This is a genomic window from Citreimonas salinaria, assembly GCF_900107235.1.
Classification (GTDB): domain Bacteria; phylum Pseudomonadota; class Alphaproteobacteria; order Rhodobacterales; family Rhodobacteraceae; genus Citreimonas; species Citreimonas salinaria.
Genome location: NZ_FNPF01000005.1, coordinates 267467 through 285879 on the forward strand (window position 1 = coordinate 267467; position 18413 = coordinate 285879).

General features: G+C 72.6%; 18 protein-coding genes and 1 riboswitch. Of the genes, 15 read left to right on the forward strand and 3 right to left on the reverse strand.

All coding sequences use genetic code 11. The features are described from left to right. Positions 1–21 precede the first annotated feature (21 nt). The 3 genes from BLW27_RS09090 to cobD are packed head-to-tail and all read left to right on the forward strand — an operon-like array spanning position 22 to position 2785. Complete coding sequence (locus tag BLW27_RS09090; protein ID WP_245710823.1) at positions 22–858, forward strand: hypothetical protein; 837 nt, start codon at positions 22–24, stop codon at positions 856–858. Then, positions 855–1796 carry an adenosylcobinamide-phosphate synthase CbiB gene (gene cbiB, locus BLW27_RS09095; RefSeq protein WP_089882382.1) on the forward strand — a complete coding sequence of 314 codons (942 nt, stop codon included), beginning with the start codon at positions 855–857 and terminating at the stop codon, positions 1794–1796. The genes BLW27_RS09090 and cbiB overlap by 4 nt, the downstream gene beginning before the upstream one ends. An 8-nt stretch (positions 1797–1804) precedes the next feature. Continuing rightward, the gene (cobD, locus tag BLW27_RS09100) at positions 1805–2785 is read left to right on the forward strand and encodes a threonine-phosphate decarboxylase CobD (RefSeq protein ID WP_089882384.1); all 981 of its coding nucleotides are present in this window, start codon (positions 1805–1807) and stop codon (positions 2783–2785) included. Here cobD and BLW27_RS09105 read toward each other — a convergent pair. Both BLW27_RS09105 and cobO read right to left on the reverse strand, forming a co-directional pair. Next, positions 2782–4227, reverse strand: a complete 1446-nt coding sequence (locus BLW27_RS09105) for a cobyric acid synthase (RefSeq protein ID WP_089882386.1) — start codon at positions 4225–4227, stop codon at positions 2782–2784. The genes cobD and BLW27_RS09105 overlap by 4 nt on opposite strands. A gap of 2 nt (positions 4228–4229) precedes the next feature. Continuing rightward, positions 4230–4841, reverse strand: coding sequence for a cob(I)yrinic acid a,c-diamide adenosyltransferase (gene cobO / locus BLW27_RS09110; RefSeq protein WP_089882388.1), 612 nt, complete (start codon positions 4839–4841; stop codon positions 4230–4232). A 57-nt stretch (positions 4842–4898) separates the two neighbouring features. Then, a riboswitch (cobalamin riboswitch) is annotated at positions 4899–5106 on the forward strand. A 78-nt stretch (positions 5107–5184) separates the two neighbouring features. Between cobO and BLW27_RS09115 the strand changes: the two genes are divergently transcribed. The 7 genes from BLW27_RS09115 to cobJ are packed head-to-tail and all read left to right on the forward strand — an operon-like array spanning position 5185 to position 13240. Beyond that, positions 5185–5601 carry a DUF1636 family protein gene (locus BLW27_RS09115; RefSeq protein WP_089882389.1) on the forward strand — a complete coding sequence of 139 codons (417 nt, stop codon included), beginning with the start codon at positions 5185–5187 and terminating at the stop codon, positions 5599–5601. Positions 5602–5604: 3 nt separating this feature from the next. Then, complete coding sequence (gene cobW, locus BLW27_RS09120; protein ID WP_089882391.1) at positions 5605–6657, forward strand: cobalamin biosynthesis protein CobW; 1053 nt, start codon at positions 5605–5607, stop codon at positions 6655–6657. A 47-nt stretch (positions 6658–6704) separates the two neighbouring features. Beyond that, positions 6705–9995, forward strand: coding sequence for a cobaltochelatase subunit CobN (gene cobN / locus BLW27_RS09125; protein WP_089882393.1), 3291 nt, complete (start codon positions 6705–6707; stop codon positions 9993–9995). After that, positions 9992–11134: a cobalamin biosynthesis protein CobG gene (locus tag BLW27_RS09130; protein WP_089882395.1), complete on the forward strand. Its 1143-nt coding sequence runs from the start codon at positions 9992–9994 to the stop codon at positions 11132–11134. Before cobN ends, BLW27_RS09130 begins: the two co-directional genes overlap by 4 nt. Further along, on the forward strand, positions 11134–11763 hold the full coding sequence (locus tag BLW27_RS09135) for a precorrin-8X methylmutase (protein ID WP_089882397.1): 630 nt from the start codon (positions 11134–11136) through the stop codon (positions 11761–11763). The genes BLW27_RS09130 and BLW27_RS09135 overlap by 1 nt, the downstream gene beginning before the upstream one ends. Beyond that, positions 11760–12491, forward strand: coding sequence for a precorrin-2 C(20)-methyltransferase (locus tag BLW27_RS09140; protein WP_089882399.1), 732 nt, complete (start codon positions 11760–11762; stop codon positions 12489–12491). The genes BLW27_RS09135 and BLW27_RS09140 overlap by 4 nt, the downstream gene beginning before the upstream one ends. After that, positions 12488–13240, forward strand: a complete 753-nt coding sequence (gene cobJ / locus BLW27_RS09145; protein WP_089882401.1) for a precorrin-3B C(17)-methyltransferase — start codon at positions 12488–12490, stop codon at positions 13238–13240. Before BLW27_RS09140 ends, cobJ begins: the two co-directional genes overlap by 4 nt. On the opposite strand, the gene BLW27_RS09150 is transcribed toward cobJ, so the two are convergent. Next, a complete protein-coding gene (locus tag BLW27_RS09150) occupies positions 13213–13968 on the reverse strand; it encodes a cobalt-precorrin-6A reductase (protein ID WP_089882403.1) in 756 nt (251 codons plus the stop codon). The two genes, cobJ and BLW27_RS09150, sit on opposite strands and share 28 nt — an antisense overlap. Between BLW27_RS09150 and cbiE the strand changes: the two genes are divergently transcribed. Genes cbiE through cobA form a run of 5 tightly spaced genes read left to right on the forward strand, consistent with a single transcriptional unit; the run spans position 13967 to position 18359 of the window. Next, the gene (gene cbiE / locus BLW27_RS09155; protein ID WP_089882405.1) at positions 13967–15160 is read left to right on the forward strand and encodes a precorrin-6y C5,15-methyltransferase (decarboxylating) subunit CbiE; all 1194 of its coding nucleotides are present in this window, start codon (positions 13967–13969) and stop codon (positions 15158–15160) included. The two genes, BLW27_RS09150 and cbiE, sit on opposite strands and share 2 nt — an antisense overlap. After that, entirely contained in the window at positions 15157–15528 is a 372-nt protein-coding gene (locus BLW27_RS09160) for a cobalamin biosynthesis protein (protein WP_089882406.1), read from the forward strand. The genes cbiE and BLW27_RS09160 overlap by 4 nt, the downstream gene beginning before the upstream one ends. Next, complete coding sequence (cobM, locus tag BLW27_RS09165) at positions 15525–16334, forward strand: precorrin-4 C(11)-methyltransferase (RefSeq protein WP_089882408.1); 810 nt, start codon at positions 15525–15527, stop codon at positions 16332–16334. Before BLW27_RS09160 ends, cobM begins: the two co-directional genes overlap by 4 nt. Next, a complete protein-coding gene (locus BLW27_RS09170; RefSeq protein ID WP_089882410.1) occupies positions 16327–17643 on the forward strand; it encodes a cobyrinic acid a,c-diamide synthase CobB in 1317 nt (438 codons plus the stop codon). The genes cobM and BLW27_RS09170 overlap by 8 nt, the downstream gene beginning before the upstream one ends. After that, positions 17640–18359: a uroporphyrinogen-III C-methyltransferase gene (gene cobA / locus BLW27_RS09175; RefSeq protein WP_089882412.1), complete on the forward strand. Its 720-nt coding sequence runs from the start codon at positions 17640–17642 to the stop codon at positions 18357–18359. Before BLW27_RS09170 ends, cobA begins: the two co-directional genes overlap by 4 nt. The last annotated feature ends 54 nt before the right edge of the window (positions 18360–18413 follow it).

Here is an 18413-nt window from a genome sequence, read left to right on the forward strand (position 1 = left end):
GCGGGAAGCGAAGTTTGCGCCATGCGGCAGGACAGTGACACGCGGCGCGCCGCATCCGACGACGCGCCAGGGCCGCACCCGGTGACGGTTCACGGGCATTTCGGAGAATGGCTGCAGGGGCGACTGGGCCCCGACGGTCCGGTGGCGCTGGTCACCTTGGCCTGCACGGCGTTGGCGGTGCGCACCGTGGACGGCCCGGGTGAGGCGCCCGTCTTCTCGCATGCGGTTCTACGGAGCTTCGCAGAAAGACTTAAAGTCGCGCCGGACTGGCCGGGCATTGAACGCGACATGCCGCTGGGCGCGGGCGCAGGCGCGTCCACGGCCACGCTGGTCGCGCTGGCGCGCAGCGCGGTTTTCCGTGGCGACGCCGACACCCTCGCCGCCGCCTGCGTCGCGGCCGAGGGCGCATCCGATCCGCTGATGCACGCCCATCCCGATCGGCTGCTGTGGGCCTCGCGCCAAGGCCGGGTGCTGCGGCGGCTGCCGCCGCCCCCGAGCGTCGAGATCGTCGGCGGCTTCTGGGGGCCTCCGCTGCCCACGCGGGCCGAGGACGAGAGCTTTGCCGACGTCGCCGACCTGGTGGTGCGATGGACCAGCGCCTGCGAAACAGCCGACCCGGTGGCCGCGGCGCGCGTGGCGCGCGACTCGGCGGAGCGCTGCGTTGACCTGCGCGGTCCTGCCGACGATCCGATGCCGGCGCTGGCGCAAGCCTGCGGCGCGGCGGGATATCTGCGCGCGCATACCGGCTCGGCGCGCGGGCTGGTCTTCGCGCCGGGACGGGTCCCGCGCCACGCCGAGGCGGCCTTGGCCGAGGCCGGGCTGACCGGCGTGCTGCGCTTCGCCACGGGTGGCGTATGAGCGCGGTCGCGATGATGCTGGGCGGGCTGTTGATCGACGCGGCCCTGGGATGGCCGGACCGGCTGTACGCCCGCATCGGCCATCCGGTTACCTGGCTGGGCCGCGCCGTTTCGGCAGCCGAGCGGCGCCTGAACCGCGGCACTCGCGCGCGCAGGATGGCCGCGGGTGCCGTGGTCTGCGCGGGCGTGGTCGCGTTGGCGGCGGTGCCGGCCGCGCTGGTGCAGGCGGCGCTGCCGGGCGGGTGGATCGGCGTCACGCTGGGTGCGATCCTCGCCTGGCCGCTGATCGCCGCGCGGTCGTTGCATGACCACGTGGCCGCCGTGGCGCGTCCGCTGATGGCCGGTGACACCGGCGGCGCACGCGCCGCCGTTGCCATGATCGTCGGGCGCGACCCGGCGCAGCTGGACACCGCCGGGATGGGCCGCGCCGCGATCGAAAGCCTGGCCGAGAACGCCTCGGACGGGGTCGTCGCGCCGGTCTTCTGGGGAGCCGTCGCCGGCCTGCCCGGAATCGCGGCCTACAAGGCGATCAACACGCTCGATTCGATGATCGGCCACCGCAACGACCGCTTTGAGGCGTTCGGCAAGGTCTCGGCCCGGCTGGACGACGTGGCGAACTGGGTGCCGGCACGGCTGACGGGGCTCCTGTTCTCGCTGGCGTCCGGACGCCCGCGCGCCTGCCTTTCGGTGATGCGCCGCGACGCGCCCGCGCACCGGTCGCCCAATGCCGGCTGGCCCGAGGCCGCGATGGCCGCGGCACTCATTATCCGGTTGTCCGGCCCGCGCATCTACGGCGACCGCGTCGCCGACGAACCGTGGCTGAACGGTACCGCCGGCGACCCGGTGCCATCCGACATGGACCGCGCACTGGCGCTCTATCGCTGCGCCATGGCTCTGGGGGCGCTGGTGCTTGCGCTTTGGGCGCTGGCGCTGCTCTAAGGGCCGCAATGGAAACGACGACACCCCGCGATCACGGCGGCAATCTCGATGCCGCGATCCGCCGGTTCGGCGGCGCGGCCGGCGACTGGCTGGACCTGTCGACCGGGATAAATCCCGTGCCCTACCCGCTGCCCGCCCTGTCTCCCGAGGCCTTTGCCCGCCTGCCCGACCGGTCCGCCATGGACGGGCTGAGCCACGTGGCGCAGCAGGCTTATGGCGCGAAGGTGCCGGCGGTCGCCTTCAACGGCGCGCAGGGCGCGATCCAGGCGATCCCCGGACTGCACGCCTCGGGCCGAGCGGCGATCGTCGCGCCCACCTACAACGAGCACGGTGCCGCGTTGCGCGCAGGCGGCTGGAAAGTCGCCGAGGTCCCGGGCCTCACCGCCGCCGAGGGCGCCGAGCTCGCCGTGGTGGTCAATCCCAACAACCCCGACGGGCGGCGCTGGACGGCGCAGGCGCTTCTGGCCCTGTCCGAGACGGTGGGGCTGCTGGTGGTCGACGAAAGCTTCGCCGACACCGAACCCGGCCTGTCGCTGCTGCCGCATCTGCACGCGGCGCCGCCGCGTATCGTGGTGTTGCGGTCCTTCGGCAAGTTCTACGGCCTGGCGGGCCTGCGGCTGGGTTTCGCGCTGGCGCGGCCGCCGCTGGCGGCGCGGCTGGCCGAGAGTGCCGGGCCCTGGCCCGTCTCGGGCCCCGCGATCGAGGTGGCGCTGCGGGCGCTGGCGGACCGTGACTGGCAGGCCGCGGCGACGGCACGGCTGGACCGCGATGCCGCACGGCTGGACAGGATGGCCGAGCGTGCAGGATGGGCGCCGGTCGGCGGCACGCCGCTGTTCCGCACCTATGCCACGCCCGACGCCACCTCCGCGCAGGACCGGCTTGCCCGGCACCACGTCTGGAGCAGGGTCTTCCCGTATTCGACCACATGGCTTCGGTTGGGACCGCCGCCCGAGGATCGGTGGGATCAACTGGCCGAAGCGCTGGCCTAGCGCGCCGCGGCGATCAGTGCGCCCACGTCCAGATGCGCCTCGAGATGGTCGGCCAGCGCATCCAGCGCCGCCTCGACTCCATCGTCGTAACGCAGGTCCGACGGCGCGGCGCCAAGCTGCGCCAGCCATGCCGCGCGGAACCCGTCATCGGCGAACATGCCGTGCAGGTAACTGCCGGCCACCAACCCGTCGCGCGACACGGCGCCCTCGGGCGCGCCGTTCACATGCGCGAAGGGACGCGCGCGATCGGGGCCATCGGAGCGGCCAATATGGATCTCGTATCCACGGAATGGCAGATTGAGTGCGGCGTGGTGCGCCGCCACCTCGCGCAGGCTCTTGTCGCCGCCCATCACGGTCTCGATCTCCAGCAGGCCCAGGCCCGGGGTCTCGCCCGCCGGCCCCTCGATCCCGTCGGGATCGGCAACGCGGCGGCCCAGCATCTGGTAGCCACCGCACAGGCCAAGGATGCGCCCGCCGCGCCGGTGATGCGCCGCCAGATCGATGTCCCACCCCTGCGCGCGCAGGAACGCCAGGTCTCCGCGCGTGGACTTGGAGCCGGGGATGATCACGAGGTCGGCATCAGCCGGGATCGGCCTGCCGGGTTCGAGCATCGTGACACGCAGGCCCGGCTCCTGCGACAGCGGGTCGAGATCGTCGAAATTGGCGATCCGCGACAGGCGCAGGCAGACCACGTACACCGCGCCGCGATGGGGCGAGGCGGCGATGTCCAGCGCATCCTCGGCCGGCAGGCGCCAAGCGTCGGGGAACCACGGCACCACGCCGAAGCCGGGCCAGCCGGTGCGCTCGGCGATCATCGCGTAGCCGTCGTCGAACAGGCGCGGGTCGCCGCGGAACTTGTTGACCACGAAGCCGGCCACGCGCGCCGCGTCGCCCGCGTCCATCACCGCCTGCGTCCCGACGATCTGCGCGATCACCCCGCCCCGGTCGATGTCGCCCACCAAGACCACCGGCACGTCCGCCGCCTGTGCAAAGCCCATGTTGGCGATGTCGCCGGCGCGCAGGTTGACCTCGGCCGGGCTGCCGGCGCCCTCGACGATCACCAGGTCATGGCGGGCCTTCAGCCGCCGGAAGCTGTCCAGCACCGGCGTCATCAGCCGAGGCTTCATCGTCGCGTATTCGCGCGCCTTGACCGTCGCCACGCGCTTTCCCTGCACCACCACCTGGCTGCCCACATCCGTCTCGGGTTTGAGCAGCACCGGGTTCATGTCGGTATGCGGCGCCAACCCGCAGGCCCGCGCCTGCAGCGCCTGGGCGCGGCCGATCTCGCCCCCGTCCTCGGTCACGGCGGCGTTGTTCGACATGTTCTGCGGCTTGAATGGCGCCACCGAAAGACCCCGCCGCCGCGCCGCGCGACACAGCCCCGCCACCAGCATCGACTTGCCCACGTTCGAGCCTGTGCCCTGCAGCATGAGGGCGCGCATCTTCAGAACTCCACGCCCTGCTGCGCCTTGATCCCGTCACGGAACGGGTGCTTGACCAGCGTCATCTCGGTCACCAGGTCCGCCGCCTCGATCAGTTCAGGCTTTGCGTTGCGCCCCGTAAGGCAGACATGGGTCATCGCGGGCTTTGCGGCCAGCAGGAAATCGACGACCTCGTCGATGTCGAGGTAGTCGTAGCGCAGCGCGATGTTGATCTCGTCCAGCAGGACGAAGCGGATGTCGGGGTCGCGGATCTGCGCCTTGGCGATCTCCCAGCCGCGCCGCGCAGCAGCGACGTCGCGCTCGCGGTCCTGCGTCTCCCAGGTGAAGCCTTCGCCCGAGATGAAGAACCGGCATTCCTCGGGAAAGCGGTTGCGCAGAAGCTCGGCCTCGCCCGTGACCCACGTGCCCTTGATGAACTGCACCACCGCGCAGGGCATGTCGTGGGCGATGCAGCGCATGATCATGCCGAAGCCCGAGGACGACTTGCCCTTGCCCTTGCCGGTATGGACCATGATCAGGCCCTTCTCCTCGGTCTTGGTGGCCATCATCCGGTCGCGCGCTTCCTTGATCTTGCGCATCTTGGCGTTGTGGCGGGCGGTGTCGTCTTCGCTCATCGCAATCTCCTGTGGGCGGGCGCCGGAAACGCTCTCTTGACAGGCGGGCCGCTTGGGCGCATCCCGCATGGTGCTGGTGCCCGTGTTAACGGGTGAAAAGGGAATGTGCAGCCCCCGAAAAGGGCCAGGCGCAGCCGCCCCCGCGACCGTGACCGGAGAGGTCGTCCAAGCCACTGGCCTTGCGCCGGGAAGGCCGGACAGGACCGATGGGCCGAAAGGCCCGGGATCCGCAAGCCGGGAGACCTGCCAGCAGGACAGACGCAACCGGACGGGGTGTGCCGGGTGTCGGATCGCGCATGCGGCTCCGCCACCCTTCCCCCCGCCCGCCGAACGGGAAGACTGGATGACCGCGACCACCGAACTGCTCGTCTGCATCAAGTGCCGGCGCCAGGACGAGGCCCCCGCCGACGACCGCCGCCCCGGCCGCGCACTGCACGACGCGCTGCACGAGCGCGGCATGCCCGAGGGCGTGACCCTGCGCGCGGTCGAATGCCTGCAGAACTGCGATCACGGTTGCACCGTCGCGCTGCGCGGGCCGGACCGCTGGACCTACATCTACGGAAACGTGGACGAAGCGTCGCATCTGGACATGCTGGCCGAGGCCGCCGCACTCTATCACGCGACCGAGGACGGGCTCATCCCGTGGCGCACGCGGCCCGAGCACCTCAAACGCAACTGCGTGGCACGCGTACCGCCCGCCAATTTCGCCGACCCGATCGACCCGGACACGACCCCCATACCGAACCTCCTGGAGACCTGAGCCATGACCGATCTTTCCAAACTGCCGGTGACGGTGATCACGGGCTTCCTGGGGTCCGGCAAGACCACGCTGATCCGCCACCTGATGCAGAACCCCGGCGGCCGCCGGCTGGCCGTGGTGGTCAACGAGTTCGGCGACGTGGGCGTGGACGGCGAGATCCTGAAATCCTGCGCCATCCCCGACTGCCCGGCCGAGAACATCGTCGAACTGGCCAACGGCTGCATCTGCTGCACCGTGGCCGACGATTTCATCCCGACGATCCAGGCGCTGATGGCGCTGGACCCGCGCCCCGACCACATCCTGATCGAGACGTCGGGCCTCGCGCTGCCCAAGCCGCTGCTGAAGGCGTTCGACTGGCCGGACATCCGCTCGAAGATCACCGTTGACGGCGTGATCGCGCTGGCCGATGCCGAGGCCGTGGCCGCGGGCCGCTTCGCCCCCGACACCGCGCGCGTTCAGGCCCAGCGCGAGGCGGACGAGAGCATCGACCACGAGACGCCGCTATCCGAGGTGTTCGAGGACCAGATCAGCTGCGCCGACATCGTGCTGCTGACGAAACCCGACCTCGCCGGTCCCGACGGCGTGGCAAAGGCCAAGGCCGTCATCGCGGCCGAGGCGCCGCGCCCCCTGCCGGTGATCGAAGTGGCCGAGGGCGTGGTCGATCCGCGCGTGATCCTGGGGCTCGAAGCGGCGGCCGAGGACGACATCGACGCGCGCCCCAGCCACCACGACGGTGCCGACGATCACGACCACGACGACTTCGAATCGATTGTCGTCGACATCCCCGAACTGTCTGACCCGCGCGACCTGGTCGTGGCGATCGAGCGGCTGGCGAACGAGCACAATATCTTGCGGGTGAAGGGCTACGCCGCCGTGGCGGGCAAGCCGATGCGCCTGCTGGTGCAGGCCGTGGGTGCGCGCGTGCGTCACCAGTTCGACCGCCCGTGGAGGGCCGACGAGGGCCGCGCCGGCCGGCTGGTGGTGATCGCCGAGCACGACGACATCCAACCCGAGGCGATCCGCGCCGCCTTGGGCGCGCTTCAGCCCGCGCAATAGGTGGCGGGGCGGGCAATCCTGCCCGCCAGCCGGTCCCGGAGACCCCGATGCACGTCGTCTTCCGCGAAAGCCACGGTCTCGAGGAAACCGAGACGCCGACCGACCTGGGCCAGGACCCGGCGGACTTGGTCGTGCTGTCCTTCTCGGACAGCGACCTGGGCGCCTTCGCCGAAGGCTGGCATCGCGGAGGCGGACGCGACGGCCGCCTGCCCGCGCTGCGGCTGGCCAACCTCGCCGCGCTGAAGCACCCGCTGTCGGTCGACACCTACGTCGACAACACGCTGTCGGGCGCCAAGGGAATCCTGATCCGGCTGATCGGTGGCGTGCCTTACTGGGCATACGGGCTGCAACAGGTGCGTGAGCTTGCACAGAGCAAGGGCATCGCGCTGGCCGTGCTGCCCGCCGACGGCCGCCCCGACGAGCGGCTTGATGCGCATTCGACGCTGCCGCGCTCGACGCTCCACCGGCTGACCGAACTCTGCGACACCGGCGGCGCCGTGGCCGCGCAGGCGGCGCTGGCGCAGATGGCCATGGCGGCGGGGCTTTACGCGGGCCCCGTGCGCGGGTCCAAGGTGCTGCCCGTTGTCGGCGGCTGGACGCCCGAGGGCGGCGTCGCCTGCCCGGTGGCCAACCTGGTCCCGGACGACCGGCCGAAGGTGATGGTCGTCTTCTACCGCTCCTACCTGCTGGCCGCCGACCTCGCGCCGATCCAGGCGCTCTACGCCGCGTTCGAGGCCAAGGGCTACGCCGTGCGTGCGCTCTTTGCGCCGTCGCTCAAGGCGCCCGATGCGGCGGGCTGGCTCGCGCGGCAGGTGCGCCATTTCGCGCCCGACGCCGTGGTCAACGCCACCGCCTTTTCGGGCAAGGGCGCGGACGGCGCCTCGCCTCTGGACGCGGGCGGCGTGCCGGTCTTCCAGGTCGCGCTGGCCACCTCGACCCGCAAGGCCTGGGCCGAGGCCGAGCGCGGGTTGTCGCCCGCCGACCTCGCCATGCACGTGGTCCTGCCCGAGGTAGACGGCCGCATCCTGGGCGGCGTCGCGTCGTTCAAGCAACCGCAGGCCCGCGATCCCGACCTGCAATTCGCGCGCTTCGCCCACGTGGCGGCTCCTGATCGGGTCGATGCGATTGCCGACCGCGTCGATGGCTGGCTGCGCTTGGCGCGGCGCCCCGCCGCAGACCGGCGCGTCGCGCTGGTCCTGTCGACCTACCCCGGCAAGGACTGGAACATGGGCCACGCGGTGGGGCTGGACGCGCCGGCATCCGCGCGCGCCATCGTGGACGACCTGCGCGCCGTCGGCTACGGCGTCGCCGACCTGCCGCACCGTTTCGAGGCACCCCTTGCCGACAGGCCGCTGCACTGGCCCGTCGCCGCGTACCGCACCGCGCTGGCGAGTCTGCCGCAGGCCCTGCGCGACGACCTGCACGCCGCCTGGGGCGCCCCCGAAGCTGACCCGGATGTCGACGGCGACGCCTTCCGCTTCGCCGCCCTGCCGCTGGGACAAAGCTGGCTGGCGCTGCAACCCGAACGCGGAACGCCCGACAATCGCGGCGACGAGTACCACGACCTGTCACGCACGCCGCGCCACGCCTACGTCGCCTTCTACCTCTGGCTGCAGCGCAACGCCGACGCGCTGGTGCATATCGGCGCGCACGGCACGCTGGAATGGCTGCCGGGCAAGTCCGTGGCGCTTTCGGCCGAATGCTGGCCCGAGGCGCTGACGGGGCCGCTGCCGGTGATCTACCCGTTCATCGTCAATGACCCCGGCGAGGCCGCGCAGGCCAAGCGTCGCATCGGCGCGTTGACCATCGGCCACGTCCCGCCGCCGATGCGCGACAGCCGCACCCCCGACCGGCTGGCGCGGCTGGAGGCGCTGCTGGACGAGTTCTCGAACGCCGACGGGCTGGACCCCGCCCGCCGCGACCGGCTGCAATCCGACATCCGCACCGAGGCTCAATCTCTGGGCGTCGAGGACGATCTCGGCCTCGACCGCGCGTCCTGCCCGGCCGAGGCGATCACCCGGATCGACCGCTTCGTCTGCGACGTGAAGGAAAGCCAGTTCGGCGACGGGCTGCACGTCTGGGGCCGGCCCGAGAGCGGCGCTGGCTTCGACACCACGGCCTCGGCTGACGCGGAACGGCAGGCGCTGCTCGACGCGCTGGACGGTCGGCGGATCGCGCCGGGGCCGTCGGGTTCGCCCTATCGCGGCCGGACGGACGTGCTGCCCACCGGGCGCAACCTGTTCACCACCGATCCGCGATCGGTGCCCAGCCGGGCGGCCCATGCGCAGGGCGTGCGCCTGGCCGAGGAACTGGTCCGCCGCCACCTGCAGGACGAGGGCGACTGGCCGCGTAGCCTCGTGGTCGACCTGTGGGGCTCGGCCACCATGCGCACGGCGGGCGAGGAATTCGCCATGGCGCTGCACCTGATGGGCGTCCGCCCCGTCTGGGACGCGGGCTCCGAACGCGTCTCGGGCATCGAGGTGCTGCCGATCGCCGAGCTCGACCGCCCGCGCGCCGACGTGACGCTGCGCGTCTCGGGCCTGTTCCGCGACGTGTTCCCGACGCTGACGGCGCTGCACGCGCAGGCGGTGCGCGCGCTGGCCGCCCGTGACGAGGCGCCGGACTGGAACCCCTTCGCGGGCCGGGAAGCCCCCCCGCGCGTCTTCGGCCCCGCACCCGGCCAGTTCGGCCTGGGCATGGGCGACGCGCTGGAGCACTTCACCCCGGCCGCGCGGCAGGCAGCGGGCGAGGCGTGGTTGGCGGCGTCCTCCTGGGCGCAGGACGGCGAGCGCGCGGTGCGCGACCCGGACGGCATCCGGGACGCCGTGGCCGGTGCCGAGGCCTTCGTGCACCTGCAGGACCTGCCCGAGACCGACCTGCTGCTGGCGTCGGATTATGCCGCGCACGAGGCCGGCTTCGCCGCCGCGCAGGCGATCACCGGCGGGCACGCGACGCTCTACCACCTCGACTCGATCGACCCTGCGAAGCCCCGCGCCCGCGCCCTGCCCGAAGAGATTGCCCGCGTCGTCATGGCCCGCGCGGCCAATCCCGACTGGGTCGCGGGGATGCGGCGGCATGGCTTCCAAGGCGCGGCGCAGATCGCCGCCACGCTGGACCACATGGCCGCCTTCGCGCACCTGGCGGGGGCGGTGTCGCCGCACCTGTTCGACGCTTACCACGACGCCACGCTGGGCCATGCCGAGACCGACGCCTTCCTACGCGACGCCAATCCCGGCGCACACGCGGCGATGAAGGCGCGGTTTGCCGACCTGCTGGCAGCGGGGCTGTGGCGCACGCGGCGCAACTCGGTTCTGGCCGGGCTGGAGGCCGGGGAATGAGCGCGCCCATCGTCAAGGGCTGGTGCCCCGGCGCGCACCGCCCGATGCTGTCGGGCGACGGGCTGGTGGTGCGCGTCCGTCCCTTCCGCGCCGAGCTGACGGCCGAACAGGCGCTGGCGCTGTGCGACCTGGCGCGGCGCTTCGGCAGCGGCGCGCTCGACCTGACCTCGCGCGCGAACCTGCAGATCCGCGGCGTCGACGCCGAGGATCACCCGGCACTGCTGGCCGCGCTCGACGCGCTGGGCCTGATCGACGCCGACCCGGCCGTCGAGGCGCATCGCAACATCCTGATGGCGCCGGATTGGGCAAAGGGCGACCTGACCCACCGGCTGCACGACGCGTTGCTGACGACGCTGCCGCGCCTGCCCGACCTGCCGGGCAAGATGGGCTTCGCGCTGGATATCGGGACGGAGGCGTGGCTGCAGGCGGCCTCGGCCGATTTCCGGTTCGAGATCGGGACGACCGGCCTGATCCTGCGCGCCGACGGTGCCGAGGGGGGCCGCCCGGTGACCGAGGCGACCGCGATGGCGGCGCTGGTCGAGATGGCCGCCTGGTTCGTCGACACCGGCGGGCTACGCGCCGGCCGCATGGCGCGCCATCTCCAAACCGGCTCCGCACTGCCCGCCGACTGGCAGGTCGCCCCGCCCCGCCCCGCCTCCGCCCCCGTCGAGCCGGGTCCGGCGTCAATCGGCACGATCCTCGGTGCGCCCTTCGGCGCGCTCGACGCGGCCGCGCTGAGCAAACTGATCCGCGACAGCGGCGCGACCCACCTGCGGCTGATGACCGACCGCCTTTTCCTGCTGCGCGGCGCGCGCGTGACCGAGGCGGAGGGCTTCGTCACAGGCCCGGGCGACCCCGCCATGCGCGCCCATGCCTGCCCCGGCGCGCCCTACTGCCCGCAGGCCAGCATCGAGACGCGGCCGCTGGCGATGCGCCTCGCCGCGACCGCCCGCACAGACCACACCGTCCCGCTGCACGTCTCGGGCTGCGCCAAGGGCTGCGCCCATCCGCGCGCCGCCGCGATCACGCTCGTGGGCCGGGACGGACGTTTCGACCTTGTGAAGGACGGCGCGCCGTGGGACGCCCCGCACGCTGCGGGCCTCGATCCCCGCACCATCACCGATCTGGAAGACCTCTGATGCCCTACAGCTACGAAACCGACGGCGCCGCGATCTACCGGCAATCCTTCGCCACGATCCGGGCCGAGGCCGATCTGGGCCGCTTTACGCCGGACGAGGAACAGGTCGCCGTGCGCATGATCCACGCCGCCGGCATGGTCGGGCTGGAGCGTCACATCCGTTTTTCGCCCGGCTTCGTCGCCGCCGCGCGCGCCGCGCTGGAGGCAGGCCGTCCGATCCTGTGCGACGCGCGCATGGTGTCCGAGGGCGTCACGCGGCCGCGGCTGCCGTCCGACAACGCGGTTATCTGCACGCTGCACGAGGACGGCGTGCGCGACATGGCGCAGGAGATGGCCAACACGCGCAGCGCCGCCGCGCTGGAGCTGTGGCGCCCACACCTGTCGGGCGCGCTCGTGGCGATCGGCAACGCGCCCACCGCGCTGTTCCACCTGCTCAACATGCTGGAAGACCCCGACTGCCCGCGCCCGGCCGCGATCATCGGTTGCCCGGTGGGCTTCGTTGGCGCGATGGAATCGAAGGACGCGCTGTGGGCAGCGCAGCCGGTGCCCTGCTGCATCGTCGAGGGCCGGCTCGGCGGCAGCGCGATCACCGTCGCCGCGATCAACGCCATCGCGAGCCGCGCGGAATGACCACGGCCGGCACGATCCACGGGCTGGGGCTCGGCCCTGGCGACCCGGACCTGATGAGCGTGCGCGCCGACCGGTTGCTGCGGAATGCCCGCCACGTGGCCTATTTCCGCAAGGCGGGCAAGCCTGGCCAGGCGCGACGCATTGTCGACGGGATCCTGCCCGAATCGACGGTCGAGTTCCCTATGGAATACCCGGTGACGACCGAGATCCACTTCAGCGATCCGCGCTACAACGCGGTGCTGTCGGACTTTTACGCCGATTGCACCACGCACCTGCGCGCGCTGGCCGAGGGCGGCGAGGACGTGGTCGTGCTGTGCGAAGGCGATCCGTTCTTCTACGGCTCGTTTATGCATCTCTACACGCGCCTGAAGGACCACGTGCCGGTGCAGGTGGTCCCGGCCATCACCGGCATGTCGGCGGCCTGGACCGCGACAGGAATGCCGGTCACCTGGGGCTGCGACGTGCTGTCGGTGCTGATGGGCACCCTGCCCGAGGACGACCTAGCCGACCACATGGCCCGCGCCGACGCGCTGGTGGTGATGAAGATCGGCCGCAACATGGACAAGATCCGCGGCGCCCTGCGCAAAGCTGGCCGCTACGACGACGCCTGGCTGGTGGAATACGCCAGCATGGAGGGCCAGACCGTGTCTCGCCTCGCCGACGCCGAAGGCCGCGTCACGCCCTACTTCTCGATCATCGTGGTGCACGGACAGGGGCGCCGGCCATGAGCGGATCGCTCGTCATCGCGGGCCTCGGTCCCGGCGCCGAGACCCTGATCACACCCGAGGTGACGCAGGCGCTGGCGCAGGCCACGGACGTGGTCGGCTACATCCCCTACGTCGCGCGGGTGGCCGAACGTCCCGGCCTCACGCTGCACCCGTCCGACAACCGGGTCGAGCTGGAGCGGTCGCGCCACGCGCTCGAGATGGCGGCCGAGGGGCGGCAGGTGGTGGTCGTCTCCTCGGGCGACCCCGGCGTCTTCGCCATGGCCTCGGCCGTGTTCGAGGCGGTCGAGGCCGGGCCGCCGGAATGGCGCAACCTGGACATCCGCGTGATGCCGGGCATCACCGCGATGCTGGCCGCCGCCGCCCGCGCGGGCGCGCCGCTGGGGCACGATTTCTGCGCCATCAACCTCAGCGACAACCTCAAGCCGTGGGACCTGATCAAGAAGCGCCTGCGCCTCGCCGCCGAGGCCGATTTCGCCATGGCCTTCTACAACCCGCGCTCGAAGTCGCGGCCCGAGGGCTTCGCGCGCACGCTGGCGGTGCTGAACGACGCCTGCCGAGACGCGCGCCCGGTGATCTTCGCCCGCGCAGTCTCGACCCCGGAGGAATCCATCCGCATCGTGCCGCTCCCGGAGGCGACACCCGACATGGCCGACATGCGCTCCGTGGTCATCGTCGGCTCCTCGACCACGCGGATCATCCACCGCGACGGCGCGCCCTTCGTCTATACCCCGAGGTCGGTGCCGGCATGATCCAGCCAGCGCAGCGCGTCCGCGACCGAATGCACCTCGTCCCGCGCGGGCAGCGCCGGGCGGTCGATCATGATGACCGGCAGGCGAAGCGCCCGCGCGGCGGCGATCTTGGCCACCGCGCCGGTGCCGCCGGCGTTCTTCGACACGACGATCTGGGTTCCGTGCTCGCGCATCAGCGCAAGGTCGCCCTCCTCGGAGAATGGCCCGCGATCCACGATCACCGTCGCGTCCGGGAACGGCAGCGGCTCCTTCGGCGGATCGACGAGGCGCAGCAGGTAGGCGTGCTGCGGGTTGGGCGCGAAGTCCGCCAGGTGCATCCGCCCCACGGCCAGCATCACGCGGGCCCGCGGCCGGTCGAGCGCCGCAACGGCACCGGCGATGTGCGGAACGCGGATCCACTCGTCGCCCGGCTGCGCCTGCCAGGGCGGCCGGGTCAGCGCGACCAGCGGCACGCGGGCCTCGGCGCAGGCGGCGACGGCATTGGCGCTCATCTGCGCGGCGAAGGGATGCGTCGCGTCGACCACGTGGGTGATCCCGTGGTCGCGCAGGTAGGCGACCAGCCCGTCGACGCCGCCGAAGCCGCCCACCCGCTGCGGCAGCGGCTGACGCACGGGGCGGTCGACTCGTCCGGCGAAACTGATCGTGCCCGAGATGCCCGCCTCGGCCAGTGCGCGGCACAGGGCCGTGGCCTCGACCGTGCCGCCGAGGACAAGCAGGTTGGGTTTCATGGCTGACGCTCCCTGGCTCACCATCGTCGGTCTGGGCGAGGATGGGCCGGATGGCCTCTGCGCCGCAAGCCGTCAGGCGCTGGAGGCGGCCGAAATCGTCATGGGGCCGCCGCGGCACCTGGCGCTGCTGCCGGAAGGCGGCGCGCGGCGCGTGGACTGGCCGGTGCCCTTCGCGGACGGGGTCGAGACGCTGCTGGGCTTTCGCGGCACGGCCACGGTGGCGCTGGCATCGGGCGACCCGTTCTGGTTCGGCGCCGGCACGACGCTGGCGAGACGGCTGGCGCCCGCGGAATGGCGCGCCTATCCCGGCCGGTCGGCGTTCTCGCTGGCGGCCGCGCGGCTGGGATGGCCGCTCGAGACGACCGCCTGCTTCGGCCTGCACGCGGCACCGCTGCCGCGCCTGCGCCCGGCGCTGGCGGCGGGGCGACGCCTGATCGTGCTGCTGCGCGACGGCGCCGCCGTGCGCGCGGTGGCCGAGTACCTCTGCGCCGAGGGCTTCGGCGCCTCGACCCTGTGGGTCCTGCAAGCCCTCGGCGGCCCGCGCGAGGCGATGATTGAGGCGCGCGCTGACGCGTTGTCGGGCGCATTCGCGCATCCGGTCTGCGTGGCGGTCGAAGTTCACGGCGACGGCGCCACCCTGCCGCTGGCCTCGGGCCGGCCGGACGACTGGTTCGACAACGACGGCCAGCTCACGAAGCGCCCCGTGCGCGCGCTGACCCTGTCGGCCCTCGCCGCGCGCCCGTTCGAGCATCTTTGGGACATCGGCGGCGGCTCCGGCTCGATCGCGATCGAATGGCTGCTGAGCGATGCGACGCTGCGCGCCACCTGCGTCGAACGCGACCCGGCCCGCGCTACCCGCATCGCGGAAAACGCCGCAAGGCTGGGGCAGGACCGGCTGCGCGTGGTGACCGGCGCAGCACCCGATGCGCTCGAAGGGCTCGACCCTCCGGACGCTGTATTCGTCGGCGGCGGACTGTCGCAGGCGCTGCTCGACCGGCTGTGCGCGTTGCGCCCCGGCACGCGCATCGTCGCCAACGCCGTCACGCTGGAGTCGGAGGCCCTGCTCGGCAGCGCGCACGCCCGCCTCGGCGGCGATCTTCTGCGGCTGGAGCTGTCGCAGGCAGCACCCATCGGTCCCAGGCGCGGCTGGAAGGCTGCCTACCCGATCGTGCAATGGAGCGTCACGCTGTGATCGTCGCCGGCTTTGGGTTCCGCGCGGCCGCGACCGCGGACAGCCTGCGCGACGCGCTCGCCCGCGCGGGCAAGGACGCCGACGCGCTGGCCACCGCCGCCGACAAGGCCGAGGCGCCGGCCTTCCGCGCGCTTGCCGACGCGCTGTCCCTGCCCGTCACCGCCGTCCCGCCTGAGGCGCTGGCGGCGCAGGAGACCGCCACGCACTCGGAAGCATCCCTAGCCGCGCATGGCACCGGCTCGGTCGCCGAAGCCGCCGCCCTCGCCGCCGCCGGTCCCGGCGCGCGGCTGCTTGCACCCAGGGCGATCTCGGGCGACAGGATGGCCACCTGCGCGCTTGCCACGACACGGACGGAAGCGACACCATGACAGTGCATTTCATCGGCGCCGGCCCCGGCGCGCCCGACCTGCTGACCCTGCGCGGCCGCGACCTGATCGCCGCCTGCCCGGTCTGCCTCTACGCCGGGTCGCTGGTGCCCGAGGCGGTGCTGGACCATTGCCCGCCCGGCGCGCGGATCGTGAACACCGCGCCGATGGACCTCCACGCGATCATGGACGAGATCCGCGCCGCGCACGACGCGGGCCACGACGTGGCGCGGCTGCATTCCGGCGACCTGTCGGTCTGGTCCGCGATGGGCGAACAGATCCGCCGCCTGCGCGCGCTGGACATTCCCTTCACCGTCACGCCCGGCGTGCCGTCCTTCTCGGCCGCCGCCGCCGCCCTCGGGGCCGAGTTGACCCTGCCCGGCCTCGCGCAATCGGTGGTGCTGACCCGCACGCCGGGGCGCGCCTCGTCGATGCCGCGGGGCGAGACGCTGGCCAACTTCGCCGCGACCGGCGCGACGCTGGCGATCCACCTGTCGATCCAGAACCTCCGCTCGGTCGTCGCCGACCTGACGCCCGCCTACGGCGCCGACTGCCCGGTGGCGATCGTCTTCCGCGCCTCTTGGCCGGACGAGCGCATCCTCCGCGGCACGCTGGCCGACATCGAAAGCCGCCTCGACGACGGCATCACCCGCACCGCGCTGATCCTCGTGGGTCCGGCGCTGGCCGGCGAAGGCTTCGACGAAAGCCGGCTTTACGCTGCGGATTACGACCGCCGCTACCGCCCGCAATCGGCCGAAAGCCCCTGGGCCGGCTGGACCCCCGAGAGCGAGAGGGCCGACGATGGCTGATATTCCCGGCCTGATGATCTCGGCCCCCGCCTCGGGGACCGGCAAGACGACCGTGATGCTGGGCCTGCTGCGCGCACTGGCCGAGGACGGCATGACCGTCCAGCCGTTCAAGTCCGGCCCCGACTATATCGACCCGGCCTTCCACCTCGCGGCCAGCGGGCGGGCGTCGTTCAACCTCGACGGCTGGGCGATGGGGCCGCACCTGTGGAACGCGATCGCCGCGCGCGCGCAGGGCGCCGACCTGTGCGTGGCCGAAGGGTCGATGGGCCTCTACGACGGGGTCGCCACGCGCGGCCAGCAAGGGTTCGGCAACAGCGCCGAGACGGCTCAGGCGATGGGTTGGCCCGTGGTGCTGGTGGTCGACGTGGGCGGGCAGGCCCAGTCGGCCGCCGCGACGGCGATGGGCTTTCGGGACTACGCGCCCGACCTGCCCTTCGCCGGGGTGATCCTGAACCGCGTCGCCTCGCCCCGGCACGACCGGCTGGTGCGCGCGGGGATGGAGCGCGCAGGCATCCCCGTGCTCGGCTCGCTGCCCCGGCGCGGCGACCTGGCCCTGCCCGAGCGCCACCTGGGCCTGATCCAGGCGGTCGAGCATCCCGATCTCGACGCCGCCATCGCCGGTTACGCCGCCTTCCTGCGCGACAACGTCGACCTGGCCGCCATCCGCGCCGCCGCGGCGGGCCACGCGCTGCCGACCGGCGGCGCCCTGCCCGACCCGCCGGCGCAGCGCATCGCCATCGCCCGCGACGCGGCGTTCAGCTTCACATACCCGCACCTGCTGGAGGGCTGGCAGGCCAAGGGCGCGCAGATCCTGCCCTTCTCGCCGCTGGCCGACGAGGCGCCCGATGCAGGCGCCGACCTCGTCTGGCTGCCGGGCGGCTACCCCGAGCTTCACGCCGGCCGGATCGCGGCCGCGACGAGCTTCCTCGACGGCCTGCGCCGACACGCCGAAACCCGCCCCGTGCACGGCGAATGCGGCGGCTACATGGTGCTGGGCGAGGCGCTGATCGACAAGGAGGGCGAGCGGCACGAAATGGCCGGGCTGCTTGGCCTCGTGACCAGCTACGAGAAGCGCAAGTTCCACCTGGGCTATCGCCGGGCGGTGCTGCATTCGGCCCTGCCCGGCCACGCGCCTGGGACCGCGCTGCGGGGCCACGAGTTCCACTACTCGACCATCCTCGAACAGCCCGACGCTCCGCTGGCGCATGTCGCGGATGCCGACGGCAACCCGGTGCCGGAAACCGGCTCGGTCCGCGGCCACGCGTCCGGCACGTTCTTCCACCTCATCGCCGCCGAGGAGGCTCCATGACCGGCTTCGTCAGCTTCGTTGGCTCCGGCCCCGGCGACCCCGAACTTCTGACCCTGAAGGCCGTCGACCGCCTCAAGCGCGCGGACGCGGTGCTGTTCGACGACCTCGCCTCGGGGCCGATCCTGGACCACGTGCGGCGCGGCGCGGACCTCGTCGGTGTAGGCAAGCGCGCCGGGCGGGCGTCGCCCAAGCAGAACCACGTCAGCCGCCTGCTGGTCGAATACGCGCAGGACAATGCCCGCGTCGTGCGGCTGAAATCCGGCGACAGCGGGCTTTTCGGCCGGCTCGAGGAAGAGCTGATCGCCGTGCGCGCCGCCGGCATCGAGTACGAGATCGTGCCCGGGGTGCCCTCGGCCTGCGCGGCCGCCGCCGCCGCCGGCATCCCGCTGACCCGGCGGCTGACCGCGCGGCGGGTGCAGTTCGTCACCGGCCACGACATCACCGGCGCCCTGCCCGAGGACGTCAACCTCGACGCGCTGGCCGATCCGGCGGCGTCCACCGTGGTGTTCATGGGCAAACGGACCTTCCCGGCGCTGCTGGCCAAGCTGCTGGCGCGCGGCCTGCCGGCCTCCACCCCGGCGATCCTGGCCGAAGCCGTGAGCACGCCCGAACAACACGTCTCGCGCCACACCGTCGCCGCGCTGGCCGACCGGCTGGCGGGCGAGATCGGCAACAAGCCCGCGCTGATCCTCTACGGGCCGCTGGCCGATGCTTGAGGCGGCCGCTAGCCGACGGCCAAGCGTCGCATTTGACCTTGAGCGGGACGGGGC